This window comes from Jatrophihabitans cynanchi (genome assembly GCF_027247405.1).
Lineage (GTDB): Bacteria > Actinomycetota > Actinomycetes > Mycobacteriales > Jatrophihabitantaceae > Jatrophihabitans_B > Jatrophihabitans_B cynanchi.
Map to the genome: position 1 here is coordinate 766367 of NZ_CP097463.1, position 25170 is coordinate 791536.

Consider the following 25170-nt stretch of genomic DNA (forward strand, 5'->3'; position numbering starts at 1 on the left):
TGGGAACGACAGAAGGTGACAGTGGACGGTTCGGACGAGATCACCCAGGCATTCGAGGCGCATCGCGCGCATCTGCGCGCGGTCGCGTACCGGATGCTCGGCTCGCTGAGCGAAGCCGAGGACGCGGTCCAGGAGACCTGGCTGCGGCTGGCCCGCTCGGACACCAGCGAGGTGGGCAACCTGGGCGGCTGGCTGACCACCGTCGTGGCGCGGGTCTGCCTTGACCTGCTGCGCGCCAGGACGCGCCGGCGCGAGGACCCGCTGGAGGTGCACCTGCCCGACCCGATCGTGACCGCGCCCGGCGCCGGCGACCCGCAGGATCAGGCGTTGCTCGCCGACTCGGTGGGGCTGGCGTTGCTCGTCGTCCTCGACACGCTCTCGCCGAACGAGCGGCTCGCGTTCGTGCTGCACGACGTGTTCGCGGTTCCGTTCGAGCAGATCGCGGCGGTGCTCGGCAAATCGCCGGCCGCCGCGAAGCAACTCGCCAGCCGCGCGCGGCGCAGGCTTCGGGGCGCCCCCTCCGCGTCCGATGGGGTAGCGGTCGATCCGCGCCGCCGCCAGGAGATCATCGACGCGTTCCTGGCCGCCTCCCGCGACGGGGACTTCGATGCTCTGGTTGCCGTGCTCGACCCGGACGTCGTGCTGCGCGCGGAGGCCGGCTCGGGGCCGTTCGCCCCGTCGCGCGTCCTCCGCGGCGCACCCGCTGTCGCCGGCCAGGCGCTGCAGTACGCGAGCCTGGCCCGGTTCGCCCGCCGGGTCGACGTCAACGGCGCCCCCGGCTTCCTGGTTGCCCCGGATGGTCGTCCGATCGCGCTGCTCAGCCTGAGCATCGGACCGGACTCGATCACCGCGATCGATGTCCTCGCCGACCCCGACCGCCTCGCCCGGCTGGACCTCCCGGTCGAAGGTCACGACGCCGTCTCGGACTCCCCCAGCAGCCCGTAACGCACGGCGTCGTGCAGCGCCAGCCAGGACGCCTCGATCACGTTGCCGTGCACGCCCACCGTGGTCCATTCGCGGGTGTGGTCGGACGTCTCGATGAGCACCCGGGTCACCGCGTCGGTGCCGGCCTTGCCGGGCATGATGCGCACCTTGTAGTCGGTCAGCTCCAGCTGCGCGAGGCGCGGGTACACCTTGCTGAGCGCCTTGCGCAGCGCGCGGTCCAGCGCGTTCACCGGCCCGTTGCCCTCTTCGGTCGAGATCACCCGCTCGCCGCCGGCGACGACCTTCACGGTGGCCTCGCTGACCATCGCGCCGTCCTCGCGCCGGTCGACGATCACCCGGTAGGACTCGACGGCAAACAGGTCGGTCCGCTCGCCCAGCTCATCGCGCAGCAGCAGTTCGAAGGACGCATCGGCCGCTTCGTACGACCAACCCGCCGCCTCGCGGTCCTTGACGCGCGCGACGACCTTGCTGACGACATCCGGTCTCGACGTCACGTCGACACCGAGTTCGGCGGACTTCAGCTCGACCGAGGCGCGGCCGGCCATCTCGGTGACCAGGATGCGCTGGTCGTTGCCGACCACCGCCGGATCGAGGTGGTTGTACATCAGTGGCGCGACCTTGATGGCGGACGCATGCAGCCCGGCCTTGTGCGCGAACGCCGCAGCGCCGACGTACGGGGCGTGCGTGTCCGGCGCCAGGTTGGCGATCTCGGCGATCGCGTGCGCGACCCGCTGCATCTCGGGCAGGCAACCGTCCGGCAGCACGTCGCGTCCCATCTTGGTGACCAGCCCGCCGACGACCGAGAAGAGGTTCGCGTTGCCTGCGCGTTCGCCGTAGCCGTTCGCGGTGCCCTGCACATGGGTCGCGCCGGCGTCCACGGCCGCCAGCGTGTTGGCGACCGCGCAACCCGTGTCGTCCTGGGTGTGGATGCCGAGCCGGATTCCGGCGCGACGGCTCACGTCCGACACGACGTCGTGCACGCCCATCGGCAGCATCCCGCCGTTGGTGTCGCACAGCACGCCGACGTCGGCGCCGGCCGCGGCCGCGGTGTCCAGCAGCCGTACGCCGTAGTCACGATCGAGTTTGTAGCCGTCGAAGAAGTGCTCGCAGTCGACGAAGACACGCCGTCCCTCGGCGCGCAGGAACGCGACCGTGTCGTGCACCATCGCCAGGTTCTCCTCGAGCGTGGTGTGCAGCGCGTCGCTCACGTGCCAGACGGAGGACTTGGCGACGAGGCAGATGACCTGGGTGCGGGCGTCCAGCAGCGCGCGCACCTGCCGGTCGTCCTCGACCTTCACGCCGGCCTTGCGGGTGGATCCGAACGCGACCAGGGTCGCGTGCTGCAGCTTGAGCTCGCCGTCGGCGGCGCGGGCGAAGAACTCGGTGTCCTTGGGCAGTGCGCCGGGCCAGCCACCTTCGATGAAGCCGACACCGAACTGGTCGAGCAGTCGCGCGACGGCGAGCTTGTCGGCCACCGAGTAGGTGATGCCTTCACGCTGGGCGCCGTCGCGCAGCGTGGTGTCGAAGACGTGGAACTCGTCGCTCTGCATGGGCCTGTCCTTCGTTCTGATGCGCTTGCGATCGGTCGGTTGCGGCAAGACACGGCGCTGAACCCAAAAACAAAGACCCCCCGCGAAATGCGGAGGGTCTGCGCGTCGGAGGTGAAGCTGGTTTCCGACGCGCTACTCGATAATGATCACGCTGGACTGCACGGCCTCAGTCTGCCACAACGCGCCTGCCGGCGTCGAGACGACGGCGGTCGTTCGTCCTCGCTCGCCGACCCCTCGCCGGGTCCTTCCCTGACCGCCGCCGCTACGGTGGGGCGAGTCCGCTGCCGCCGACCTGCGAAGGACCGCTTTGCTCGAACTCGACGGGCTGGTACGCCACTTCGACGACACGATCGCCCTCGACCGGTTGAGCTTCACCGTCCCGCGCGGGCAGGTCTTCGGCTTCCTCGGGCCCAACGGCGCGGGCAAGTCCACCGCGATGCGCGCCGTCATGCGCCTCACCGCGCTCGACGCCGGGCAGGTGCGCTGGGACGGCGCGACCTACGACCTCGATACCTGCCGCGGCTTCGGGTACATGCCCGAGGAGCGCGGCCTGTACCCGACCATGCGGGTGGCCGAGCACCTGCAGTACCTGGCGCGCCTGCACGGACTGACCACCGCCGCTGCCCGGCAGCGCGCCGCCGAGTGGCTGGCCCGGCTCGGCCTGTCCGAGCGCGCGCAGGACAAGGTCGAGGCGCTCTCGCTCGGCAACCAGCAGCGGGTGCAGCTGGCGGCGGCCCTGGTGCACGAACCACAACTGCTGGTGCTGGACGAGCCGTTCTCCGGGCTGGACCCGGTCGGCGTCGACGAGCTCGCCGGCGTGCTGCGCGAGCGTGCGCGCGCCGGTGCCGCGGTGCTGTTCTCCAGCCACCAGCTCGACCTGGTCGAGCAGCTGTGCGAGAGCGTGGCGATCGTGCACCGGGGGCGCTGCGTCGCGTCCGGCACCGTGCGTGAACTTGGCCGCACCGGCGCGCGGCGGGTCGAGGTCGAGGTCACCGGTGACCCCGACGCACGCTGGGCGGCGGCGCTGCACGGCGTCCGGGTACTCGGCACCGAGCACGGGCGCGCCCGCCTGGTACTCGGCGACGGCGTCGACCCGCAGCAGGTGCTCGCCGCGGCGATCGCCGCGGGACCGGTCGAGCATTTCGCCGTCTGCAGCCGCCGGCTGTCCGAGGTGTTCCGCGAGGCGGTCGGGCGGCCGCTCGAGGACGTGCAGGGCGGGGTGCCCCGATGATCGAGCGCCGTTCCGTGCTGCTGGTTGCCGATCGTGAGCTGCGCCAGCAGCTCGCCAGCAAGGCGATGTGGCTCTCGCTGGCGATCGGCGTGGTCGCGATCTGCCTGCTGGTCGTGCTGCCCAAGACCCTTGCCGGCGGCCCGCCGACGTACCGGGTGGCCGTGACGGGCCAGCCCGACCCGGCGGTCCGCGCGAGCATCGCCGCCGCCGCGGCCACTGCGGGCGCGCGGGTCGAGGTCTTCGCGGTGCCCGACCGGGCTGCGGCCGAGACGTCGCTGCGGTCCGGCGACGGCGATCGGCACGCGGATATCGCCGTCCTGCAGCAGGGCGCCGGCGCCGTTCTCGTCGATCGCGCCTTCGCGGCCGGCTCCACGCAGCGCAAGCCGCGCGTGGTAGCGGCGATCGCGCACGATCTCGCGGTGCTGAACGCGGTGCGGCAGAGCGGGCTGACCGCCGAGCAGGCCACGGCGGCGGTCAACCCGGCCCCGCTCGCGGTCGATCACCTGCGCCCGGCCCCGGGCAGCGACGCCGGCCGGCTGACCGCGTTCGCCGGGTCGGCGCTGTTCTTCCTGCTGGTGATGCGGCACGGCTTCGCGCTGCTGACCGGTGTCGCCCAGGAGAAGTCGACGCGCGTGGTCGAGCTGCTGCTCTCGACGATCCGGCCGGTCGACCTGCTGGCCGGCAAGGTGCTCGCCGCCGTGGGGCTGGTCCTCGTCGAGGCTGCCTTGCTCACGGCCACCGCGCTGATCAGCGCGCGGGCCGTCGGGTCGGAGATCCTGCACGGCGGCGGCGCCGGGCTGATCGTCACCGAGGGGGTCTGGGTGGTGCTCGGCCTGGTGCTGTACGCCGCTCTGTTCGCCGCGGCGGGCGCGATGGCGGTGCGCACCGAGGAGGCGCAGTCGGTCGGCATGCCGTTGCAGATCCCGTTGTTCCTCGGCTACTTCGCGTCCGTCTCGGCCCTGGGGGCAGACAAGGCGAACACCGCGGTCACCGTGCTCGCCTACGTCCCGTTCACCGCGCCGATGAACATGCCGATGCTCTCGGCCACCGGCGGCGCCGGCGCCGCGGCCGTCGCGGTGTCGATGGTGCTCACCGCGGTCACCGCGGTCGCGGCCACCTGGCTGGCCGCGGCGATCTTCCGCCGCTCCATCTTGCACACCGGGCAGCGGATGCGGCTCGGCGCCCTGCTGCGCGAGCACCGCTCTCGCGCCGCCGCGGCCTGAGCGGTTACTCGGCGGCGGCCTTGGCCAGGCGCTCGCCGATCTCGGCGGTCGAGCCGGGTGCCTTCGGGTCGCGCGCGGCGAGGTCGGCGGCCACCGCTGCCTCGACGTTGCGGGCCGCCTCGCTCTCGCCGACGTGCTCGAGCAGCATCGCCACCGACAGCACCGCGGCCGTCGGATCGGCCTTGCCCTGCCCGGCGATGTCGGGTGCCGAGCCGTGCACCGGCTCGAACATCGACGGGTTGGTCCGGCTGACGTCCAGGTTGCCGCTGGCCGCGAGGCCGATCCCGCCGGCGATCGCAGCGGCCAGGTCGGTGAGGATGTCGCCGAACAGGTTGTCGGTGACGATCACGTCGTACCGGCCGGGGTCGGTGACGAGGTAGATCGTCGCGGCGTCCACGTGGTTGTACGCGACCTCGACGTCCGGGAACTCGTCCTTGACCGCCTGGACGGTGCGGAACCACAGATCGCCCGCGTTGGTGAGCACGTTGGTCTTGTGCACCAGGGTGAGGTGCTTGCGCGGCCGGGCCTGGGCGCGGCCGAACGCATCGCGCACCACCCGCTCCACTCCGAAGGCGGTGTTGACGCTGACCTCGGTCGCGATCTCGTGCGGCGTGCCCTTGCGCAGCGTTCCGCCGTTGCCCGCGTACGGCCCTTCCGTTCCTTCGCGCACCACGACGAAGTCGATCGGCGGCTCACCGGCGAGCGGCGTCGCGACGCCGGGGTAGAGCTTGGCGGGGCGCAGGTTCACGTGGTGGTCCAGCTCGAAGCGCAGCCGCAGCAGCAGGCCGCGCTCGAGCACGCCGGACGGCACGGACGGATCGCCGACCGCGCCGAGCAGGATCGCGTCCTGCCCGCGCAGCTCGTCGATCACCGAATCCGGGAGCGTCTCACCGGTGCGATGCCAGCGTGCCGCGCCCAGGTCGTAGTGCGTCTTCTCGACGCCGGGAACGACCGCGTCGAGCACGCGCAACGCCTGCTCGATGACCTCGATACCGATCCCGTCGCCGGGGATGACTGCCAGCTTCATGACCCGCAGCCTAGTGCAGCCTCAGGCACCACTCTCAACCAGTGGGTCAGCCGTCTCAGCATCTGAGACGTACTTCGGCAGTTCGTGCATCGTGCGCAGCGGCGACAAGAGCACCGGCACGAAGGCGAAGCAGCCGCCGATCGCGCCGATCAGCAAGGTGTCACGCACCCCGATGGACGAGCCCAGGATGCCGCCGAGGAACGCACCGAACGGCATCGTCCCCCACACCAGGAAGCGCATGCTGGCGTTCATCCGGCCGAGCAGCTCCGGCGGGCACAGCGCCTGCCGGAAGCTGACCTGGGTGATGTTGTAGACGACGTTGGCGATCCAGGTGAGCAGCGATCCGGCGGCGAACAGTGCCAGCGTCCAGTTCCGGTGCAGGAACGGCGCGGCGAACGCGCCGGGCGCGAAGGCGAGCGCCGCGATCCAGATCGCCGGCCCCTGGCCGACCCACCGGGCGAACCGGGCGGCGATCAAAGACCCGACTAGGCCGCCGATCGCGGACAGCGAGGTGAGCAGCCCGATCACGCCCGCGGACAGGTGCAGGTCGCGCGCCAGCAGCACGAAGATCACCGCGCCGATCATCGAGTTGAAGAAGTTCCCCGATCCGGTGCACATGGCGATCGATCGCAGCATCCGGTTGCCGGTCACGAACCTGAGTCCCTCGGCGATCTCCCGGCCGAGGTGCCGGTCGGGTTTGCGTTCGGGTTTGGGCACGCGAGCCTTGATCGCGGTCACCCACGACGCCGACCAGAGGAAGCTGATCGCGTCCAACAGCACGGCGTACGGCGCGGTGAGGGCCTGGATGAGTACGCCGCCGACGGCCGGCGCGGCGACCTGGGACACCGATTCGCTCGCCTGCAGCTTGGCGTTGCCCTCGACCAACGCGTCGCGATCGACGAGCTCGGGCAGGTAGGACTGGTACGCCACGTCGAAGAACACCGTGCTGACGCTGACGACGAGGGCGACGACGTACAACTGCCCGATCGTCAGGATCCCGAACAGCCGGAACAGCGGGATCGACCCGAGCGCGGCGAACCGCACCACGTCGTTGAGGATCAGCACCCGGCGGAACCGCATCCGGTCGACCCAGGCACCGGCGGGAAGCCCGACGACGAGGAAGGCCAGCATCTCGAACGTCGCGATGAGACCGACCTCGAAGGTCGAGGCGTGCAGTACGAGGATCGCCACCAGGGGCAGGGCCAGTTGCGAGATCGCCGACCCGAACTGGCTGACGGTCTCGCCGATCCACAACCGCCGGAAGTCCAGGTGGTGCCACAGCCCGCCGCGGCGGCGGACCGTCTCGGCGGGCGTGGGCTGGTCGGTCACGGCAGGCAGGATTCTCGCCGGGCGAGACCGACCGCAACCGAGTTAGGCCGGCGCATGCTGTTCGGCCGGCGGCTCGGCGTAACTCGGCAGCTCGCGCAGGGTCCGCAGCGGCGAGAGGAAGACCGGCAGGAAGGCCAGGCTCATCCCGACCGCGGCGATGAACAGGGTCTCGCGGGTGCCCAGCCAGGCGCCCAGCACGGCGCCGATCAGCCCGCCCAGGGGCATGGTGCCCCAGACGAAGAACCGCATCGTCGCGTTCATCCGGCCGAGCAGCTCCGGTGGGCACAGGCCCTGCCGGAAGCTGACCTGGGTGATGTTGTAGACGACCACGCCGCCCCAGAACGCGATCTGCCCGACCGCGAGCAGCGCCAGCGTCCAGTCACGGTGGACGAACGGCACGATGAACCAGGCAGGCGCGGTGAGCGCGACCGGGATCCAGATCGCCGGCCCCTGGCCGAGCCGGCGCGCCACCCGCCCGGCGAGCAGCGAGCCGATCAGGCCGCCGATCGCGGCCGTCGAGGTGATCAGGCCGATGATGCCGGCGGACAGGTCCAGCTCGCGGGCGAGCAGCACGAGGTACACCGCCGCGCCGATCGAGTTGAACAGGTTGGACGTCCCGGTGCACATCGCGATCGAGCGCAGCAGGCGGTTGCCCGCGACGAACTTCAGGCCGGTCGCGATCTCGCGGCCCAGGTGCCGGTCCGGCTTGCGGGCGGGTTTGACCGATCGCGTGCGGATGCGGGTCAGCCAGGCGGCCGACCACAGGAAGCTGAGCGCATCCAGGAACACCGCGCCCGGCGCGGTCAGCGCCTGGATCAGCGCACCACCCGCGGACGGCCCGGCCACCTGCGCCACCGACTGGCTGGCCTGCAACTTGGCGTTGCCCTCGACCAGCTCGGTCCGGCTGACCAGCTCGGGCAGGTAGGACTGGTAGGCGACGTCGAAGAACACGGTCGCGACGCCCACGGTGAGCGCGACGACGTACAGCTGACCGATCGTCAGCGCGTCGACCAGCGCGGCGAGCGGCAACGAGCCGAGGGCGAGCGCGCGGACGACGTCGCCGACGATGAGCACGCGACGGTGCCGCATCCGGTCCACCCAGGCACCGGCGGGCAGCCCGATCAGCAAGAAGGCGAGCGTCTCGAAGGTGGTCAACAGGCCGACCTCGAACACGCTGGCGTGCAAGGTATTGATGGCGACCAGTGGCAGTGCCAGCTGGCTGATCATGGTGCCGAACTGGCTCACCGTGTCGCCGATCCAGAGCCGGCGGAAGTCCAGGTGGTGCCAGAGCCCGCCGCGCCGGCGGGGGGCGTCGGCGGTCGCTGCGTCGGTCACGGTTGGCTAGCCTGCGCCACTGATTGAGAAATGTCAATCAGTTCTCTACGCTGGCTGCCATGGCAGAACGCCGGCTCGCCACGGACCAGGAGATGCGCGCCCTCGCTTCCACGCTGCGGCTACGGATCCTGCGGGTGTGCCGCGAGCCACGCACCAACCGGGAGATCGCCGCGTCCGTCGACCGCGACCCGGCGACCACGCTGCACCACGTTCGCCGCCTCGTGGACACCGGCTTTCTGGCCCCCCAACCGGTCCGCCGCGGCAGCCGCGGTTCTCGCGAGATCCCCTACCTCGCGACCGGAAAGTCGTGGCAGCTCAGCTCTCCCGGCGCCGGCCGGCTGCTGCTCGAGGTGTTCCTGGACGAGGTTGCGCTGATCCCGGCCACCGAGCTCGACACGTCCCGCCTCGGGTTGCGCCTGCCGCCCGCGCAGATGGACGAGTTCCGCGAGCGGTTGCAGGCGCTGCTGGACGAGTATGCCGACCGGCCCGACGACCCCGACGCGCCGCCGTGGTCGGTGTTCCTGGCGATCCACCCGGACCCGAACCGCCCCTGATCCCCGCGCTCCCCGTTGAGTGGCGGGTTCGCGGCTCAGTGGCGACCTATAACCCGCCACTCAATGCGAAAGCCGCCACTCAACGGGGGTGGGGTCAGCCGTCCTGGCGGCGGAACACGACGACGCCCGCGGCGACCAGGAGCACCGCCAGCGCGGCGAAGATGCCGAACTCGATCCACTGGAAGCTCCAGAAGCGGCCGCCCGGTTGATAGGTCACCCGGAACCGGAAGCCGCTCGCGTTCAGGCACTCGTTCATCGTCTCGCGAGTACCGCTTCGGGCGCACCCGGTCGGCGGGGTGATGGAACCGGACAGGACGCGACCGTGCAGCGTGAGTTCCTTGCTGATGATGAACGATCCTGACGGCACGTCGTCGCCGCTTGCCGACATCGGGAAGGAACGCACGAGCGGTGCCACGAAGTGCGGGCGCAGGTAGTTCTCGACGGCGATCCGCACGACGACGAAGCCGCCGATCGTGGTGGCCATCGTCGGTAGCGTGCGCCGCCACAGCACACCCGCGAGGAATCCGAGCGCCGATGCGAACAGCGCGTACCCGACCGGAGTCACGCCCTGGATGTCGAACTGCAGGCTGTTGAAGCGGCTCTCGACCTGCGCGTTGTGCGTGTTCGACCACCACGTGACGAGCGCGGCCACGCTACCGCTGGACGCGAGCGTGAACAGCAACAGGGTGGCCAGCTTCGACCACAGCCAACGGCGCCGGGTGATCGACTGCGCCCAGACGAGCGCGGTCGTGCCCGCCTCTAGTTCGCGGCAGATGATCGTCGCGCCCCAGAAGACGCCGATCAGCAGCGGCACCGCCACCGTGATGTTCACGAGTGTGGTCATGGTCTGGTAGCCGTCGAAGAGCCCACCGCAGGTGTTGCCGGATCGGCAGGCGTTCAGCGCATCGGTCAGCTTGCGGCCGGTAATCAGGACCGGTACGGCGAACGCGAGGACGGCCGCGGCGGCTATCGCCACCTGGGCGCGGTGCTGGCGCCAGAGAACCCAGTTCATGCCGGCACCTCCCGCAGGACGCTCTCGTCGGGCCCGACCGAGCTCATGCCGAGGTAGGCGAGCATGATCTCCTCCAGGCTCAGCTCGGACTGTTCCCAGCCCGGGTCGTGCAGCGGGCCGTTGAGCCGCACCCACACGCTGACCTGGCGTGCGGTGCGTTCCACGCGCAGCACGGTGTGCTCGCGTTCGAGAGCGGCGATATCCCTGCGCGTGGAGGTCAGCAGGCGGTGCCCGAGGAGCACGTCGTCGAGGTCGTCGGCGAGCACCGTGCGCCCATCGGCGAGGACGACAAGGTGATCGCACACCCGCTCCAGGTCGGCGACGAGATGACTGGAGAGCATCACGGTGATGCCGTGCTCGGCAACAGCCTCGGCCAGCGTGCTCAGGAAGTCCCGGCGGGCGAGCGGGTCGAGCGCGGCAACGGGCTCGTCGAGCAGCAGCACCCGCGGGTGCTTGGCGAGCGCGAGCGCCAGCCCGACCTGGGCGCGCTGGCCGCCGGAGAGCGTACCGACCCGCTGGCCGAGCGGGATGCGCAGCGACCTCAGCCGCTGCCGGCCGGCGGCGTCGTCCCACCGCGGGTTCAGGTGCGCACCCATACGCAGGTGGTCCTCGGCGGACCAGCGCCGGTAGAGCGGGATCTCCTGGGCCAGGAAGCCGACCTCGGCGAGGAACGCGGGGTCGTCGGCGGGCGCCGTCCCCGCGACCGCGGCCCTGCCCGCGGTCGGGCGGCTGAGCCCGGCCAACATCCGCAACAACGTGGTCTTGCCCGCGCCGTTCGCACCCACCAGGCCGCAGACGCGCCCGGCCGGGACCGAGAAGGTGCACTCGTGCAGCGCCCACTTCGCCCGGTAGCGCTTGCCCAGTCCGTCCGCCACCACGGCCGCCGGTGTGTTCATGCGATGGCCTCGTCCGCCGCTGCGCGCAGCCCGGCGCGCACCATGCTCTCGATGTCCGAGTCGGCGAGGCCGGCGCCCTGCGCGCGCGCGATCCAGGCGGCCAGCGACCGGCGCAGCACGGCCTGCTCGCTCGGCGGCGGCCCGTCCGGGCGGCGCAGCACGAACGTGCCGACGCCCTGTCGCCCTTCGACGAGGCCCTCACGCTCGAGGTCGCGGTAGGCCTTGAGCACGGTGTTCGGGTTGATCGCGAGCGAGCCCACGACCTCCTTGACCGTGGGCAGCCGGTCGCCGGGACGCAGCGTGCTGTTCAGCAGCGCCTGGCGGACCTGCTCCACGAGTTGAACATAGGGCGGCAGGCTGGACCGCGCGGACAGATGGAATCGAATCACTGAGACACCTACTTATCTAGGGATCTAGATAAGTAGAGCACTGGGCACACCGGGCGTCAATGAGCGACGGTGAAGCAACGCCGTCCGCACGCCCCGGAAGCGGGACATGCGGACGGCATCGTGCCGTGACGACACCGTGCCGTGACGACACCGTGCCGTGACGACACCGTGCCGTGACGACACATCGGATTCTGCTAGCGCCGACGCTCGCAGAACCCGATGCCGCCGACAACCCCGTGCCGTTGCGCACTATCGGGGTCTGCTCGCAGGAACGCTCGCAGAGCTCGATGCCGACGACAACCCCTGCCGTGCGGCATTGCCGGGGTCGGGACGGCTGTCGGGACGACCGTCGGGACGGCTGTCGGCGCTTAGCGAGCCGCAGTGCCCTCGGTGTAGTCGTCGTCCGCCGTGGCGACCCAGCTCATCAGGCCACGCAGCTTGCGCCCGGTCTCCTCGATCGGGTGCGTCTCGCCCTTGGCGCGCAACGCCTTGAACTCCGGCGCCCCGGCGTCCTGGTCGGCGATGAACCGCTCCGCGAACGCGCCGGACCGGATGTCGGCAAGCACCGCCTGCATGTTCGCCTTGACGTGCTCGTCGATCACCCGCGGGCCGGACACGTAGTCGCCGTACTCCGCGGTGTCCGACACCGACCAGCGCTGCTTGGCGATGCCGCCCTCGTACATCAGGTCGACGATCAGCTTGAGCTCGTGCAGGCACTCGAAATAGGCGACCTCGGGTGCGTAGCCGGCCTCGGTGAGCACCTCGAAGCCGTACATCACCAGCTGCGACGCGCCACCGCAGAGCACCGCCTGCTCACCGAACAGGTCGGTCTCGGTCTCCTCGGTGAAGGTGGTCTTGATCGCGCCGGCGCGGGTTCCGCCGATGCCCTTCGCGTAGGCGAGCGCGAGTGCGAACGCGTTGCCGGTCGCGTCCTGCTCCACGGCAACGAGCACAGGCACCCCCTTGCCGTCGACGAACTGCCGGCGTACCAGGTGGCCCGGTCCCTTGGGCGCGACCATCGCGACGTCCACGCCGGCAGGCGGCTTGATGTAGCCGAACCGGATGTTGAAGCCGTGCCCGAAGAACAGCGCGTCGCCGTCCTTGAGGTTCGGCTCGATCGACTCGGTGTACAGCGAGCGCTGCGCCGGATCCGGCGCGAGGATCATGATCAGGTCGGCCTCGGCCGCTGCCTCCGCGGGCGTGAGCACGCGCAAGCCCTCGTCCTCGGCCTTGGCCCGGCTGCGCGAGCCCTCCGGCAGCCCGACCCGGACGTCGACGCCGGAGTCACGCAGCGACAGCGCGTGGGCGTGGCCCTGGCTGCCGTAGCCGATGACGGCCACCTTGCGGCCCTGAACGATCGACAGGTCGGCGTCGTCGTCGTAGTAGATCTCCACTGCCATGCTGTGTTCGTCTCCTCTGGGTGATTGCGCCGGCGATCGGGGCGGCGGATCAGGCGCTGCGTTCGACCGAACGCAGCGCAGCTTGGGTCATCGAGCGCGGGCCGCGGCCGAGCGCGACCATCCCGGACTGCACGACCTCGCGAATACCGTACGGCTCGAGCATCTTGAGCATCGCGTCGAGCTTGTCCGGACGCCCGGACAGCTCGGCGGTCACGACCTCGGGCCCCACGTCGGCGACCTTGGCCTTGAACAGCTCGACGATCTGCAGCACGTCCCGCCGGGTCGTCTCGTCGGCACGGACCTTGACCAGCAGCAGCTCGCGCTGCACCGCCTGCTTGTCCTCCAGCTCGACGATCTTCAGCACGTTCACCAGCTTGTTGAGCTGCTTGGTGACCTGCTCCAGGGCTGAGCCCTCGACGCTGACGAGGATCGTGATCCGCGAGATGTCCGAGTGCTCGGTGGGGCCGACCGCGAGGGACTCGATGTTGAAGCCGCGGCGGCTGAACAGCCCGGCGACGCGAGCGAGCACGCCCGGCTTGTTCTCGACGAGGACGGAGAGGGTGTGGGTGCTCATGTCAGCCTCCTGCGATGAACTCGAGCAAGGCCCGGCAATGGACCTGGGTGGTGTCGATCAGCGGGACCTCCGCGTCGCCGTCGTGCAGCAACACGCCGACGCGTCTCATTCTTCGGACTCGAAGACGGGGCGGATGTCGCGCGCAGCCTGGATCTCGTCGTTGCTCGCGCCGGCGGCCACCATCGGCCAGACCATCGCGTCGGCGCCCACGGTGAAGTCGACGACGACCGGCTGGTCGTCGATCTGCATCGCCTTCTCGATCGTGCTGTCGACGTCCGCCTTGCTCTCGCAACGCAGGCCGATGCAGCCGAGCGCGTCGGCGAGTTTGACGAAGTCGGGGATGCGGTGCTTGTGGGTACCGAGCTCGGTCTGGCTGTACCGCTGCTCGTAGAACAGGGTCTGCCACTGGCGCACCATGCCGAGGTTGCCGTTGTTGATCACCGCGACCTTGATCGGGATGCCCTCGATCGCGCAGGTGGCCAGTTCCTGGTTGGTCATCTGGAAGCAGCCGTCGCCGTCGATGGCCCACACCAGCTTGTCCGGGCAGCCCACCTTCGCGCCCATCGCCGCGGGCACCGAGTAGCCCATCGTGCCGGCTCCCCCGGAGTTCAGGAACGTGTACGGGTTCTCGTACTTGATGAACTGGGCCGCCCACATCTGGTGTTGCCCGACGCCGGCCGCGAAGACCGTCTCCGGCCCGGCGATCGCACCGAGCCGCTCGATCACGTACTGCGGGGACAGGCTGCCGTCGGCCGGCTCGTCGTAGCCCAGCGGGTAGGTGTCGCGCCACTGGTCGAGCTGGCGCCACCAGCCGGTGAGGTCGGTGCGGTTGCCCGCCGCGAACTCGGCCTCGACGGCGGGGACGAGGTCGGTGAGCACGTCGCGGGCGTCGCCGACGATCGGCACGTCGGCCACCCTGTTCTTGCCGATCTCCGCAGGGTCGATGTCGGCGTGGATCACGGCCGCGCCGGGCGCGAACGTCGAGAGCCGGCCGGTGACCCGGTCGTCGAAACGGGTGCCGAGCGCGATGAGCAGGTCTGCCTTCTGCAGCGCGGTCACGGCCGAGACCGAGCCGTGCATGCCGGGCATGCCCAGGTGCTGGCGGTGGCTGTCCGGGAACGCGCCGCGCGCCATGAGCGTGGTGACGACCGGGATCCCGGTGAGTTCGGCGAGGCGGCGCAGTTCCTGTGTCGCCCGTGCCTTGAGCACGCCGCCGCCGACGTACAGCACCGGCCGGCGGGCCGCGGCGATCAGCCGGGCCGCCTCACGGATCTGCTTGCCGTGCGGGCGGGTCACCGGCCGGTAGCCGGGCAGGTCCATCCGCGGCGGCCAGGAGAAGTCGGTGCGCTCCTGCAGCACGTCCTTCGGCAGGTCGACGAGAACGGGGCCGGGCCGGCCGGTCGAGGCGAGGTGGAACGCCTGCGCGATCGCCTGCGCGACGTCCCCGGCGCGCTGCACCAGGAAGTTGTGCTTGGTGATCGGCAGGGTGATGCCGGAGATGTCCGCCTCCTGGAACGCATCGGTGCCGATCATCGGACGGCTGACCTGCCCGGTGATCGCGACCATGGGAACCGAGTCCATGTAGGCGTCGGCGATCGGCGTGACGAGGTTCGTGGCCCCGGGTCCGCTCGTCGCCATGCAGACCCCCACCTTGCCGGAGGCCTGCGCGTACCCCTCTGCGGCATGCCCGGCGCCCTGCTCGTGGCGGACCAGGATGTGCCTGACCTTCGTGGAGTCGTACAGCGGGTCGTACGCCGGCAGGATCGCCCCGCCGGGGATGCCGAAGACTACGTCGGCGCCGACCTCTTCGAGCGAGCGGACCAGGGCCTGCGCGCCTGTCATCGACTCGGGTTCGGTCATCGTCGTCGCCTCTCCTCGGACGGAACTTCGCTGGCATGAGCGGTTCTCGTGCAACAAAAAACCCCCCGTGCTAGGCACGAAGGGTCAGCGCGCTGGAAACGACCGTACGGTCACCCAGCGCGCTCGATGATAAGTACGAGCTTGCTCACGAGTCAGGACTCTACACGGAGCGCCGCAGCCGGTTCAACAGGGCGGGACGTTCGTCTCATATGCTGAGACGATGTTCGCTCGCACGGGCGGGAATTTGCCCCGGTGATCAACTTGTGTAACCGGTGTTAAATATGCTTAACTGCTGGAAGCAGGACCGCGGGGGAGCGCGGGGATGCGGGGGAAACGCATCTGTCGGCTCTCAGTTCCAGGCGGCTCTCCTTGCTCACTCCAACGTCGCCGCGCGTGGCCCGTTCGCGCCGCCGCGGCCTGCTCGCGGTCCTTGCCGGGCTCGCCGTTTGTGTCGGCCTCACTGCCGAATCGCCCCAAGCCGCCGTCGGCAGGACCGCCGCCAATCCGGCCGGCGCCGCTGTGGTGCACGCTCCGCAGGCTGCCGCCCCGCTGGCCGCCCCACTGCCCGCGCCCGTCTCGTCGCGCCCCACCTCCCCTGCCGCCGAACGGGCGCAGTTGCCCGCTGCTGAGCAGCGCACCGCGTACCCGCGCGTGGCCGCGAGCTCGAAGCCGTCCACCTCGAAGCCGGCCGACTCCCCCGCCGACGCCGCCCCCGCCGCGCAGGGCACGACCCGGCAGACGACAAGCAAGCACACGACCACATCCTCGATGGCGCCCTCGACCGCAGCCTCGAGGCACGCGCCGAAGCAGCCGGCGAAGGCGTCCGGCTCGAGCTGGTCCACCGCCGCCCGCGCGGTGCTGGCGCAGCTGAACGCCGAGCGCGCCGCGCACGGCCTGCGCGCGCTGCGCATGGACAGCCGGCTGGTCTCCAGCGCGCACACCCACAACCTGGCGATGGCCGCGCACAACCAGATGTCGCACCAGCTGCCAGGTGAGGCGTGGTTCGCCGACCGGATCCTCGCCGCCGGCTACCCGTACGTCTACGCGGGCGAGAACGTGGGCTGGAACAGCGTGCGGACCGTCGCCGGCGCCCTGCAGCTGGAGACGATGATGTACACCGAGAAGCCGCCGAACGACGGGCACCGGCAGAACATCCTCAGCCCGCACTACACCCAGATCGGCGTCGACGTGTACGTCGATCCGGGCACCGGCAAGATCTGGCTGACCGAGGACTTCGGGAGCCGGTCGTGAAGCGCCGCCTCGCCGCCCTGCTGCTGTCGGTGATCCTGTGCGTGACCGGTCTCGGCTTCGCCCAGCCCGCCGCGGCGTTGAGCAGCAACCAGCTGGCGAACCGGCTGGTGGCGAGCATCAACGCGCAGCGCAAGGCGCACCACATGGCACCGCTTCGGGTGAACCGGACGCTGGTCAAGCGGGCGACGACCCATGCGAACCTGGTGCGCACGCACGCGCGGCTACGCAACACGTTCGCCGGCGAGCCGTCGCTCTCGACCCAGCTGCGCCGCCTCGGCTACCCGAAGCAGCGGGCCACCCAGGCGGTGGCCTGGAGCTCGACACAGCACTCGCTGCTGCGCCAGCCGAGCCGCAGCAAGGCCGTCCGGGCCCGGCTGCTCAACCGCACGTACACCCAGGTCGGCGTCGCGGTCCGGTACGTCTCGTCCCGGCATCGTTACGTGCTCACCGTGGTGTTCGCCCGGCCGCAGTCGCGCGCCACCCAGTACGCGAACAGCGTGCTGCGCCAGCTCAACGCCGAGCGCCGGGCGCACGGCCGCAAGGCGCTGACGATGAACTCGGCGCTCGTGCGCAGCGCGCACCGGCACAACCTGACGATGGCCGCGCACGACCAGATGTCCCACCAGCTGCCCGGCGAGCTGTTCTTCGCCCAGCGGATCGAGCGGGCCGGCTACCGCTACGTGTACGCCGGCGAGAACATCGGCTGGAACAGTCTGCAGACGGTTCACGGTGCGCTGCAGTTGGAGACGATGATGTACAACGAGCGGCCGCCGAACGACGGCCACCGGCAGAACATCCTCAGCCCCGACTACGTCAACGTCGGCATCGACGTCTACTTCGACCGGGTGAACCACAAGCTCTGGCTCACCGAGGACTTCGGCAGCCGCTGACGGTCAGCCGCAGACCGCGCCCTGGGCCGCGGAGCCGACCAGCTTGGCGTACTTGCCGGCGACCCCGAAGTCGAGGTGCTGCGGCAGCGGCTTCCAGTCCGCGCGGCGGCGCTCGAGCTCGGCGTCGTCGACCAGCAGGTCGAGGGTGCGCGAGGCCATGTCCAGCCGGATGCGGTCACCGTCCTGCACGAGCGCGATCGGGCCGCCGTGCGCCGCCTCGGGCGCCACGTGCCCGATGCACGGGCCGGTGGTGCCGCCGGAGAAGCGGCCGTCGGTCAGAAGCAGCACCTGCTTGCCCAGCCCCGCGCCCTTGATCGCACCGGTGATCGCCAGCATCTCGCGCATCCCGGGACCGCCCTTGGGGCCCTCCCAGCGGATCACGATCACGTCCCCGGCGCCGAGCTGTCCGGCCGCGAGGGCGTCCATCGCGCCCTGCTCCCGGTCGAACACCCGCGCCGTGCCCTCGAACTGCTCGTAGTCCAGCCCGGCGCTCTTCACCACCGCACCGTCCGGCGCGAGCGAGCCGCGCAGGATCGTCAGCCCGCCGGTGCGGTGGATCGGATCGCTCATCGCGTGGATGATCTTGCCGTCCGGGTCCGGGGGCGCGACCTCGTGCAGGTTCTCCGCGATCGTCCTGCCGGTCACGGTGAGGCAGTCGCCGTGCAGCAGACCGGCGTCCAACAACGCCTTCATCACCACCGGCACCCCGCCGATCCGGTCGATGTCGGTCATCACGTATTGCCCGAACGGCTTGACATCGGCGAGGTGCGGCACCTTGTCGCCGATGCGGTTGAAGTCGTCCAGGGTCAGCTCCACCTGGGCCTCGTGAGCGATCGCGAGCAGGTGCAGCACGGCGTTCGTCGACCCGCCCAGCGCCATCACGACGGTGATCGCGTTCTCGAAGGCCTGCTTGGTCAAGATGGTGCGCGCCGTGATCCCCGCGTCCACCAACCGCACCACCGCCTCCCCGGACCGCTCGGCGTACGCGTCCCGGCGCGAGTCCGGCGCGGGCGGGGCGGCGCTGCCGGTCAGCGAGAGGCCGAGCGCCTCCGCGGCGCTGGCCATGGTGTTCGCGGTGTACATGCCGCCGCACGCGCCCTCGCCAGGGCAGATCGCCTTCTCGATCTCGGTGACCTCCTCGCGGCTCATCCGGCCGGCCAGGCAGGCACCCACCGCCTCGAAGGCGTCGATGATCGTGACGTCGCGGCCCTGGTAGCGGCCCGGCAGCGTCGAACCCGCGTAGAGGAAGACCGCGGCGATGTCCAGGCGGGCCGCGGCCATCATCATGCCCGGCTCGGACTTGTCGCAGCCGGCCAGCAGCACCGCCCCGTCGAGTTGCTCGGCACGGAACACCGTCTCGACCGAGTCGGCGATCACCTCGCGCGAGATGAGCGAGTAGTGCATGCCGCTGTGACCCATCGAGATCCCGTCCGAGACCGAGATGGTGCCGAACTCGAGCGGGAAGCCGTCGGCACCGCGGACGCCGACCTTCGCCCGTTTCGCCAGCCGGTCGAGCGAGAGGTTGCACGGCGTGATCTCGTTCCAGCTCGACGCGACGCCGATCTGCGGCTTGCGCCAGTCGTCATCGCCCATGCCCACCGCACGCAGCATGCCGCGGGCCGCGGCCCGCTCCACGCCGTCGGTGACGGTGCCGCTGTGTGGCTTGCGATGTTGCCGGGGGTGCTGTTCGGGCTGCTCGGTGCTCACGCGTCAAACACTAAGGGTTACCGTCGTTGCGTGTCGTCGGCATCCCCCTCCCTCGCAGCCCGGACGTTCCGGCTGCCGCGTTCGGCCTACCTGATCGTGCTGTTCGTCCTGTTCTGCACGGTGCCGCTGGCATTCGCAGGCAGCGGGACGCACGATGCGACCTCCGGCGCGACGGACAGCAGCGGCACGTCGACCGATGTCGAGTACGGGCCCCGGTTGTTGCTGCTGCTGATCCCGATCGCGGTCACGGTGTTCATCGCCCGCACCCGCACCCGGGTCGACGGCGACGGGATCTCGGTGCGCGCGCTGCTGGGCACCCGGCGGCTGGCGTGGAGCGAGCTGCGCGGGCTGTCGGTGAGCGGTCGCAGCGTGTACGCGGTGGCTGCCGACGGCTCCGTGCGCCTGCCGTGCGTGGGCATCGCCGACCTGGCGGCGCTCTCGCGCGCCAGCGCCGGACGGCTGCCCGAGGTGGCGCCACCGAAGCCGAAGTACGCGCCGTCGCGGCGCCCCGCGCGCCGCCGCTGAGCCTGCGTTCAGCCGACCACGTTCCGCAGCGGCTCGCCGGCGACGAACCTGCCCACCTGCTCGCGCAGCAGCGCGTGCGCTCGGTCGAGCCAGCGGGCCGTCCCGCCGCCGATGTGCGGGGTCAGCAGCAGGTTGGGCACCCGCCACAGCGGATGGCCCGCAGGCAGCGGCTCCGGATCGGTGACGTCGAGAAAGGCGCGCAGCCGGCGGGCGGACAGCTCGGCGGTGAGCGCGTCGGTGTCCACCACCGCACCGCGAGCGACGTTGACCACGACGGCCCCGTCGGGCAGCGCGGCGAGGAACGCGGCGTCGACCAGGTGGTGCGTGGCCGCGGAATAGGGCAGGGCCAGCACGACCACGTCCTGGTCGGCCAGCAGCGAGGGAACCGCGTCCATCGACAGGACGCCCGCCCGTGCCGTGCGGCCGACCTGCGTCACGTGCGCGCCGAATGCGGCCACCGCCGTGACCACGCGGCTGCCGATGTCACCGACGCCGAGCACCAGCACCCGCTTGCCGTCCAGGCCGTCGGTGCGGTCCGGCTGCCAACTGCCCTGCCGCTGCAGTTCGGCGAACTTGGGCAGCTCACGCAGCACGGCGATCAGACCGCCGACGGCCAGCTCGGCGGTCGAGCCGCCGTGGATGCCCCGCCCGTTGCACAGCACCACGCCCGGCCGGAGCATCGGCGGCCAGGCCTCGTAACCGGCGGACAGCAGCTGAACCACCTGCAGCGCAGGCAACCGTGCCACCGACTCGGCAGGCGGCGGGCCGGCCATGTACGGCGGGACGGCGAACACGACCCGGTCCAGGCCGGGCGGCGGTTCGCTGTTCCAGTCCCAGATGATCGTCTCCACCGCTAGCCCACTGAGGGCGGCGCGCACGTCGTCGGAGGGAACGCAGACCGTCGTCACCGGAAGAAGGCTAGCCGCCGTCACAGGAGCAGCAGGCACACTGGTGGCGTGCACCAGCCCCACCGCCGTCCCGCCGCAGCCGTGGCCGCAGTCTTGCTGCTGGCCGGCTGCACGGCGGGCGCCAAGGCCGACGTGCCGGACTGGAAGCCGCAGCGCTCCTTCCAGGGCGAGGGCCATCCGCCGACGATCGCGCCCGCCCAGCCGCAGCACCCGTCCGCGTCCGAACCGCAGACACCCGGCGGCGCGCCCAGCAGCTCGCCGGACAGTAGCGGCTCGCCGACCAACACGCAGGACCCGGCGGTCGTCGCGAAACACCTGGCGGCGCCCACCGGCCTGGTGCTCATGCCCGATGGCACCGCCCTGGTCGGCGAGCGCACGACCGGCCGCATCGTTCGGGTGCAGCCGGTCGCCGGACGCCCGGTGCCGACGGTGCGAACCCTCACCGGGCTGCGCACGAGCGGCGACGGTGGGCTGCTCGACCTTGCCCTGTCGCCGCACTATCTGCAGGACGCGCTGATCTTCGCCTACCTGACCACCGCGAAGGACAATCGCGTCGTCGCCTTCACCCTCACCGGCCCGGTGACACCGGTGCTCACCGGTATCCCGAACGGCTCCACCGGCAATGCCGGACGGATCACGTTCGGGCCGGACGGCTCGCTCTACGTCGGTACCGGCGACGCGGGCACACCGGCGAACGCGGTGAACCCGCACAGCCTGGCCGGCAAGGTGCTGCGGGTCACCGACATCGGCGAGCCCGCGACCGGCAACCCGGACCCCTCCTCGCCGGTGTTCAGCAGCGGACACCGCAGCATTGCCGGACTGTGCGCGGAGCCCGACACCGGCACCATGCTGGCGGTCGAGGACAGCAGGAGCGGCGGTGCGGTCAACGTGCTCGCACCGGGCGCCACGTACGGCTGGCCGACGAGCAGCCCCGGCGATCGCGCGCCGCTGGCGCAACTGCCGCCGGGCGATTCCGCGCCCGGCGGCTGTGCCGTGGCCGACGGTGTGCTGTACGTGACCTCGCTGGACGGCACGCTCCTGCTGACCGCGAGCCTGCGGGCCAAGGCCAACGCCATCAGCGTCGGCAAGTTCTCCGCCGAACTCAAGGGCAGGTACGGCCGGTTGCGCACTGTGGTCAGCGCCCCGGACGGTGCGCTCTGGATGACCACCTCGAACAAGGACGGGCGCGGAAAGCCGGTGCCCGACGACGAGCGGGTGATCCGGATCGTGCCGTCCGGTGGCGGCGGCAACCAGCCGATGTGAGCCGGTCCGGCACGCGCTGTGCGGGCTCAGCGCAGGCGTTGCGCTATGCCGGCGGTGACCAGCCACACCTCGTCCGCACTGGCGGCCAGGCGCTGGTTCAACAACCCGAGCGCGTCACGGAACAGCCGGCGCTCCCCTGCCGCGGGCGCCAGCCCGGAGCCGACCTCGTCGCTGACCGCGACCACCAGCCGCTCGGTCGCCGCCCAGGCCCCGACGAAACGGTCCACCTCGCCGGCGATGCGGTCCTCGGCGTCCGGTGCGTCCGACCACAGCCCGACGGTGTCCAGCATGGTGCCCAGCCAGCCGGTGACGCTGTCCAGCAGCACCGCACCCGAACCGCCGCCGAGCACCGCCGCGACGTCCGCATCACCGGCCACGTTCCAGTGCTCTGGGCGGGACTCGCGGTGCCGGGCGATGCGCTCGGCCCACTCGGCGTCCTCCGGGTTGCGGTGCACCGTGTCGACGTAGTCGACCGACTCCTCGAGCGCGAGAAGCGATTCGGCGTGCGCCGACTTGCCCGAGCGGGCGCCACCGAGCACCAGTACGCGTCGTCCCGGCGCAGTCATGCCCCACCCCTATCGCAGTACCCGGCCGCTGAGCAAAGCTGTCCAGCACGACCGGCGCAGTCACTCCACTCGGTGCTCATGAACCGCGTCCCGCAGTTGGTTGATGTTGTCGCGAAGCAGGTCCGAGAACAGCTCGTCGGTGCGCGGATCGGCGAGCAGTTCGAGCAACACTCGCAGCGTCGTCTCGCTCACCTCGTCGATCAGCCGGTCGTGGAACGGCACCAGCCCGATACGTCCGGCGGTCGGATCCTGTTTCACCTTCTCGGCAACCATAAGCTTGATCTGCTCGTGGTTCTCGCGCAGCGCGGAAGCGATGCTGCGCGTGTAGCGGCCGGCCGTGAGCACCTGCGCCACCTCGTCGAGCACGGCGACGGTGAGCGGCCGCTTGACGGTTGCGACGGCCCGCTCGGACGCGCGGTTGACGAGCTTGACCACGAACGGCTCGCGCAGCCCGCGCCGGACGAGCTCCCGGCCGATCAGGCCGGCGATGACCGACAGCAGGATCAGCGCGATCACGATCACCAGCACCAGTTGGCCGGTGCCCAGATCCGAAGCCGCGAGCGTCATACCTCACGATCCTGCCCGTTGCCCGACCGGATCGGTGGTACCTGTCGGGGTCGGCGCGCCCGGCGAACCTCCCCGGTGCGCGCAGCGGGCCGGCGTCGGCGCGGCGGGCCGGCCGTCGGGACGGCGATCAGGTACGGGCTCGGCGTTCGTGCCCACGGCCCGGGTGCCACGACTCGATCACCAGGAGTTCGGCGGGCAGCTCGAGGTAGGTCAACACCACCTCGGCGATCTCGACGCGATAGCCGCCCTGGGCGCGTACCGCCCGTCCGGACAGCTTCGCCTCGCCGACCCAGGCGCCGGCATCGCCTTCCGGCGGGTCGACGGACGGGCTGTGCAGCGCGACTCGGGGATCGCGCTCGAGATCGCGACCCTTCACCGAGTCCGGCATCGAGCCGAAGCTCACCTCGCCGTCGTCGAAGGTGGTCTCGATCCCGCTCATCCGCGGACTGCCGTCCGCGCGCAGGGTGGCCATCGTCTTGTGCTTGCGCGCCTGGAACAGCGTGCGGACGCGCGCCGCGAACTCCGGCACCTCGCCTTCCACCTCACCCCAGCTGGCCATGGCGCCGACGATGCCGCACCACACCGACAACGGCGGCGAGGCAACCTGCCAGGAGCAGGCTGGCGGCGTACGGCCACCAGGTTCGCCCACCCCCGCCGTCCGCCGTCGCCCGGTGCGCGGGCGACGTGGCCGACGCGGGCGACGCGGCCGACGCGGGCGACGCGGCCGACGCGGGCGACGCGGCCGACGAGCCGCCCGGCGGCTTGGCGGTCCCCGGCGCGGCGGGCGAGCTTGCTGTCGCCGGCGGCGCCGGCACCGCCACGGAGTAGACGGCCGAGCCCGGCGTCTCGGAGTCGACCAGCAACCGCGGCCCGGCGAAGCAGACCCCTTCGCCCTGCGGCTGGCGCGGCAACGGCACGCGTTGCGGCCCGGTGCGCAGCGCGGCAGCGACGTCGCCGCCCCGCGCCGTCCACAGGTAGGCGTCGGTGTAGGTACGCACGACCAGCCGGGTGCCGTCCGGCGAGATGTCCGCCCCGGTGGCTGTCACCTCACCCGCCGGGGCGAACGGGCCGGGCGTGCCGGTGAGCCCGAACGAGATGGAGCCGATGTGCCGCAACGTGGCCGTGCCCGGCTGTGCCGGCGCGGCGTACACGTCGGTGCGGCCGATCAGGGATTTGGTGAACACGTACGGGACGCCGGCCGGCGTCACCGCGAGCGACTCGGCGTCCTGCGCGCCGTCGGGATAGCGCAGCCGCCACACCTGGGGCGGCCCCGTGGTCAGCACGCGGTCACGGGCGGCGGTGTCCACCCGCGGCTCGGCAACCCGGTAGAGCCGGATCTGCCGGCGCTGCGCTCCGTTGTCGCCGATGTCGGCAAGCCAGACCGACGGGACGCCGTGCGCGTCCGGCGCGACCGCGATGTCCTCCCAGTCGACGTTCGTCGCGCCCGGGACGTCGTACTCGGCGAGCACGTCGCCGCTGTGGGCGTCCAGCGCGAAGAACCGCGCGGAGTCGCCGCTGTCGTTCTGGACGTACACCACGCCGGGCGAGCGGATCCCGGCGGCGATCCCGCTCACCTCGTCCAGGCGCGGATCGTGCAGCCGGAACAGCGGCGTGGGCGGGCCGGCCGGCGCGAGCAGCAGCAACGCGGCGAGCAGTGCTCTCACGGCAACCAGGCGATCCAGTCGCCGTGCGGGCTCGTCGTCGCGAGCGGCACGCCGTCCTTGGCGAGCACGAAGGGCACCGGCCCATCCGGGATCGGCAGGTAGACCACCACGCCGGGGCCCTCGTTGCTGATCCACACGGTCGGGCGCTCGGCCGCCGGCGCGGCGAGCTCGTCGCGGAACGTGCCGCGCTGCTTGTCCGCCAGGTAGCCGAGCACCGCGGAGTACACGACGAGCGTGGCGTCCACGGGCGCACCGTCCGCCACCGCCACCAGGTCGGTGAGCAGGTCGCCGCGGGTTATCGGCGCAGGCGCCGATCGCGCGATCGCGACCGCGCGATCGAGGACCTCGAAGCGGTCCGCCTCTTCCGGCCAGATCAGGCTCCGCAGCCGGCGCACGTCCTCGTCATCGCGCACGTCGAGTACCCCCGCCGATGAAGGCGTAGCCGGCGGGGGACGGTAGCGGTACTCGGTCGACTGCCCCGCATGCCCGGACCAGTCGACCATC

General features: G+C 71.3%; 25 protein-coding genes. 8 read left to right on the forward strand and 17 right to left on the reverse strand.

What is annotated here, in order from left to right; translation table 11 throughout:
* Positions 1-21 precede the first annotated feature (21 nt).
* Entirely contained in the window at positions 22-945 is a 924-nt protein-coding gene (locus M6B22_RS03710) for a sigma-70 family RNA polymerase sigma factor (RefSeq protein ID WP_407935635.1), read from the forward strand.
* On the opposite strand, the gene cimA is transcribed toward M6B22_RS03710, so the two are convergent.
* Complete coding sequence (cimA, locus tag M6B22_RS03715) at positions 909-2495, reverse strand: citramalate synthase (RefSeq protein ID WP_269444429.1); 1587 nt, start codon at positions 2493-2495, stop codon at positions 909-911. The genes M6B22_RS03710 and cimA overlap by 37 nt on opposite strands.
* Positions 2496-2802: 307 nt before the next feature.
* Here cimA and M6B22_RS03720 point away from each other — a divergent pair, with 307 nt between their 5' ends.
* Together M6B22_RS03720 and M6B22_RS03725 are read left to right on the forward strand one after the other, a co-directional pair.
* A complete protein-coding gene (locus M6B22_RS03720) occupies positions 2803-3726 on the forward strand; it encodes an ABC transporter ATP-binding protein (RefSeq protein WP_269444430.1) in 924 nt (307 codons plus the stop codon).
* Positions 3723-4949 (forward strand): ABC transporter permease, encoded by a 1227-nt coding sequence (locus tag M6B22_RS03725; protein WP_269444431.1) that lies wholly within the window; start codon positions 3723-3725, stop codon positions 4947-4949. The genes M6B22_RS03720 and M6B22_RS03725 overlap by 4 nt, the downstream gene beginning before the upstream one ends.
* A gap of 4 nt (positions 4950-4953) precedes the next feature.
* On the opposite strand, the gene M6B22_RS03730 is transcribed toward M6B22_RS03725, so the two are convergent.
* Genes M6B22_RS03730 through M6B22_RS03740 form a run of 3 tightly spaced genes read right to left on the reverse strand, consistent with a single transcriptional unit; the run spans position 4954 to position 8640 of the window.
* Positions 4954-5976, reverse strand: a complete 1023-nt coding sequence (locus M6B22_RS03730; protein ID WP_269444432.1) for a 3-isopropylmalate dehydrogenase — start codon at positions 5974-5976, stop codon at positions 4954-4956.
* 21 nt (positions 5977-5997) lie between these two features.
* Positions 5998-7305, reverse strand: coding sequence for an MFS transporter (locus tag M6B22_RS03735; protein WP_269444433.1), 1308 nt, complete (start codon positions 7303-7305; stop codon positions 5998-6000).
* A 42-nt stretch (positions 7306-7347) separates the two neighbouring features.
* On the reverse strand, positions 7348-8640 hold the full coding sequence (locus M6B22_RS03740; RefSeq protein ID WP_269444434.1) for an MFS transporter: 1293 nt from the start codon (positions 8638-8640) through the stop codon (positions 7348-7350).
* Between the two features lie 59 nt (positions 8641-8699).
* On the opposite strand from M6B22_RS03740, the gene M6B22_RS03745 reads away from it, so the two are divergent.
* Positions 8700-9194, forward strand: a complete 495-nt coding sequence (locus M6B22_RS03745) for an ArsR/SmtB family transcription factor (protein ID WP_269444435.1) — start codon at positions 8700-8702, stop codon at positions 9192-9194.
* 94 nt (positions 9195-9288) lie between these two features.
* Here the strand turns inward: M6B22_RS03745 and M6B22_RS03750 are convergent, their stop codons facing one another.
* The 6 genes from M6B22_RS03750 to M6B22_RS03775 all read right to left on the reverse strand — a co-directional run bounded on the left by M6B22_RS03750 (position 9289) and on the right by M6B22_RS03775 (position 15325).
* Complete coding sequence (locus tag M6B22_RS03750; RefSeq protein WP_269444436.1) at positions 9289-10206, reverse strand: ABC transporter permease subunit; 918 nt, start codon at positions 10204-10206, stop codon at positions 9289-9291.
* Complete coding sequence (locus tag M6B22_RS03755; protein ID WP_269444437.1) at positions 10203-11102, reverse strand: ABC transporter ATP-binding protein; 900 nt, start codon at positions 11100-11102, stop codon at positions 10203-10205. The genes M6B22_RS03750 and M6B22_RS03755 overlap by 4 nt, the downstream gene beginning before the upstream one ends.
* Positions 11099-11437, reverse strand: coding sequence for a GntR family transcriptional regulator (locus M6B22_RS03760; protein ID WP_269444438.1), 339 nt, complete (start codon positions 11435-11437; stop codon positions 11099-11101). Before M6B22_RS03760 ends, M6B22_RS03755 begins: the two co-directional genes overlap by 4 nt.
* A 422-nt stretch (positions 11438-11859) precedes the next feature.
* The gene (ilvC, locus tag M6B22_RS03765) at positions 11860-12891 is read right to left on the reverse strand and encodes a ketol-acid reductoisomerase (RefSeq protein ID WP_269444439.1); all 1032 of its coding nucleotides are present in this window, start codon (positions 12889-12891) and stop codon (positions 11860-11862) included.
* Between the two features lie 49 nt (positions 12892-12940).
* Positions 12941-13465 carry an acetolactate synthase small subunit gene (ilvN, locus tag M6B22_RS03770; protein WP_269444440.1) on the reverse strand — a complete coding sequence of 175 codons (525 nt, stop codon included), beginning with the start codon at positions 13463-13465 and terminating at the stop codon, positions 12941-12943.
* Positions 13466-13570: 105 nt separating this feature from the next.
* Positions 13571-15325: an acetolactate synthase large subunit gene (locus M6B22_RS03775; protein ID WP_269444441.1), complete on the reverse strand. Its 1755-nt coding sequence runs from the start codon at positions 15323-15325 to the stop codon at positions 13571-13573.
* A gap of 393 nt (positions 15326-15718) precedes the next feature.
* Here M6B22_RS03775 and M6B22_RS03780 point away from each other — a divergent pair, with 393 nt between their 5' ends.
* Positions 15719-16576: a CAP domain-containing protein gene (locus M6B22_RS03780; protein ID WP_269444442.1), complete on the forward strand. Its 858-nt coding sequence runs from the start codon at positions 15719-15721 to the stop codon at positions 16574-16576.
* The gene (locus M6B22_RS03785; protein WP_269444443.1) at positions 16573-17466 is read left to right on the forward strand and encodes a CAP domain-containing protein; all 894 of its coding nucleotides are present in this window, start codon (positions 16573-16575) and stop codon (positions 17464-17466) included. The genes M6B22_RS03780 and M6B22_RS03785 overlap by 4 nt, the downstream gene beginning before the upstream one ends.
* Positions 17467-17469: 3 nt before the next feature.
* On the opposite strand, the gene ilvD is transcribed toward M6B22_RS03785, so the two are convergent.
* The gene (gene ilvD, locus M6B22_RS03790; protein ID WP_269444444.1) at positions 17470-19173 is read right to left on the reverse strand and encodes a dihydroxy-acid dehydratase; all 1704 of its coding nucleotides are present in this window, start codon (positions 19171-19173) and stop codon (positions 17470-17472) included.
* A gap of 30 nt (positions 19174-19203) precedes the next feature.
* On the opposite strand from ilvD, the gene M6B22_RS03795 reads away from it, so the two are divergent.
* Positions 19204-19698 (forward strand): PH domain-containing protein, encoded by a 495-nt coding sequence (locus M6B22_RS03795; protein WP_269444445.1) that lies wholly within the window; start codon positions 19204-19206, stop codon positions 19696-19698.
* An 8-nt stretch (positions 19699-19706) separates the two neighbouring features.
* Here M6B22_RS03795 and M6B22_RS03800 read toward each other — a convergent pair whose 3' ends face one another.
* Positions 19707-20606 carry a 2-hydroxyacid dehydrogenase gene (locus M6B22_RS03800; protein ID WP_269444446.1) on the reverse strand — a complete coding sequence of 300 codons (900 nt, stop codon included), beginning with the start codon at positions 20604-20606 and terminating at the stop codon, positions 19707-19709.
* Between the two features lie 48 nt (positions 20607-20654).
* Here M6B22_RS03800 and M6B22_RS03805 point away from each other — a divergent pair, with 48 nt between their 5' ends.
* Positions 20655-21869 (forward strand): PQQ-dependent sugar dehydrogenase, encoded by a 1215-nt coding sequence (locus tag M6B22_RS03805; protein ID WP_269444447.1) that lies wholly within the window; start codon positions 20655-20657, stop codon positions 21867-21869.
* A 26-nt stretch (positions 21870-21895) separates the two neighbouring features.
* On the opposite strand, the gene M6B22_RS03810 is transcribed toward M6B22_RS03805, so the two are convergent.
* The 5 genes from M6B22_RS03810 to M6B22_RS03830 form a co-directional block, all read right to left on the reverse strand.
* Positions 21896-22435: a bifunctional adenosylcobinamide kinase/adenosylcobinamide-phosphate guanylyltransferase gene (locus M6B22_RS03810; protein ID WP_269444448.1), complete on the reverse strand. Its 540-nt coding sequence runs from the start codon at positions 22433-22435 to the stop codon at positions 21896-21898.
* 60 nt (positions 22436-22495) lie between these two features.
* Positions 22496-23002, reverse strand: a complete 507-nt coding sequence (locus tag M6B22_RS03815; RefSeq protein WP_269444449.1) for a hypothetical protein — start codon at positions 23000-23002, stop codon at positions 22496-22498.
* A gap of 127 nt (positions 23003-23129) precedes the next feature.
* Positions 23130-23561: a pyridoxamine 5'-phosphate oxidase family protein gene (locus M6B22_RS03820; RefSeq protein WP_269444450.1), complete on the reverse strand. Its 432-nt coding sequence runs from the start codon at positions 23559-23561 to the stop codon at positions 23130-23132.
* Entirely contained in the window at positions 23545-24666 is a 1122-nt protein-coding gene (locus tag M6B22_RS03825) for a hypothetical protein (protein ID WP_269444451.1), read from the reverse strand. The genes M6B22_RS03820 and M6B22_RS03825 overlap by 17 nt, the downstream gene beginning before the upstream one ends.
* Positions 24663-25169, reverse strand: coding sequence for a DUF2332 family protein (locus M6B22_RS03830; protein ID WP_269444452.1), 507 nt, complete (start codon positions 25167-25169; stop codon positions 24663-24665). The genes M6B22_RS03825 and M6B22_RS03830 overlap by 4 nt, the downstream gene beginning before the upstream one ends.
* Between the last annotated feature and the right edge of the window lies 1 nt (position 25170).

Excerpts from the sequence above, each read along its gene's own strand:
- cimA (WP_269444429.1), bottom strand. The coding sequence starts at position 2,495 with ATGCAGAGCGACGAGTTCCACGTCTTCGACACCACGCTGCGCGACGGC.
- M6B22_RS03725 (WP_269444431.1), top strand. The coding sequence starts at position 3,723 with ATGATCGAGCGCCGTTCCGTGCTGCTGGTTGCCGATCGTGAGCTGCGC.
- M6B22_RS03730 (WP_269444432.1), bottom strand. The coding sequence starts at position 5,976 with ATGAAGCTGGCAGTCATCCCCGGCGACGGGATCGGTATCGAGGTCATC.
- M6B22_RS03745 (WP_269444435.1), top strand. The coding sequence starts at position 8,700 with ATGGCAGAACGCCGGCTCGCCACGGACCAGGAGATGCGCGCCCTCGCT.
- M6B22_RS03750 (WP_269444436.1), bottom strand. The coding sequence starts at position 10,206 with ATGAACTGGGTTCTCTGGCGCCAGCACCGCGCCCAGGTGGCGATAGCC.
- M6B22_RS03755 (WP_269444437.1), bottom strand. The coding sequence starts at position 11,102 with ATGAACACACCGGCGGCCGTGGTGGCGGACGGACTGGGCAAGCGCTAC.
- ilvC (WP_269444439.1), bottom strand. The coding sequence starts at position 12,891 with ATGGCAGTGGAGATCTACTACGACGACGACGCCGACCTGTCGATCGTT.
- ilvN (WP_269444440.1), bottom strand. The coding sequence starts at position 13,465 with ATGAGCACCCACACCCTCTCCGTCCTCGTCGAGAACAAGCCGGGCGTG.
- M6B22_RS03775 (WP_269444441.1), bottom strand. The coding sequence starts at position 15,325 with ATGACCGAACCCGAGTCGATGACAGGCGCGCAGGCCCTGGTCCGCTCG.
- M6B22_RS03810 (WP_269444448.1), bottom strand. The coding sequence starts at position 22,435 with ATGACTGCGCCGGGACGACGCGTACTGGTGCTCGGTGGCGCCCGCTCG.
- M6B22_RS03815 (WP_269444449.1), bottom strand. The coding sequence starts at position 23,002 with ATGACGCTCGCGGCTTCGGATCTGGGCACCGGCCAACTGGTGCTGGTG.
- M6B22_RS03820 (WP_269444450.1), bottom strand. The coding sequence starts at position 23,561 with ATGGCCAGCTGGGGTGAGGTGGAAGGCGAGGTGCCGGAGTTCGCGGCG.
- M6B22_RS03830 (WP_269444452.1), bottom strand. The coding sequence starts at position 25,169 with ATGGTCGACTGGTCCGGGCATGCGGGGCAGTCGACCGAGTACCGCTAC.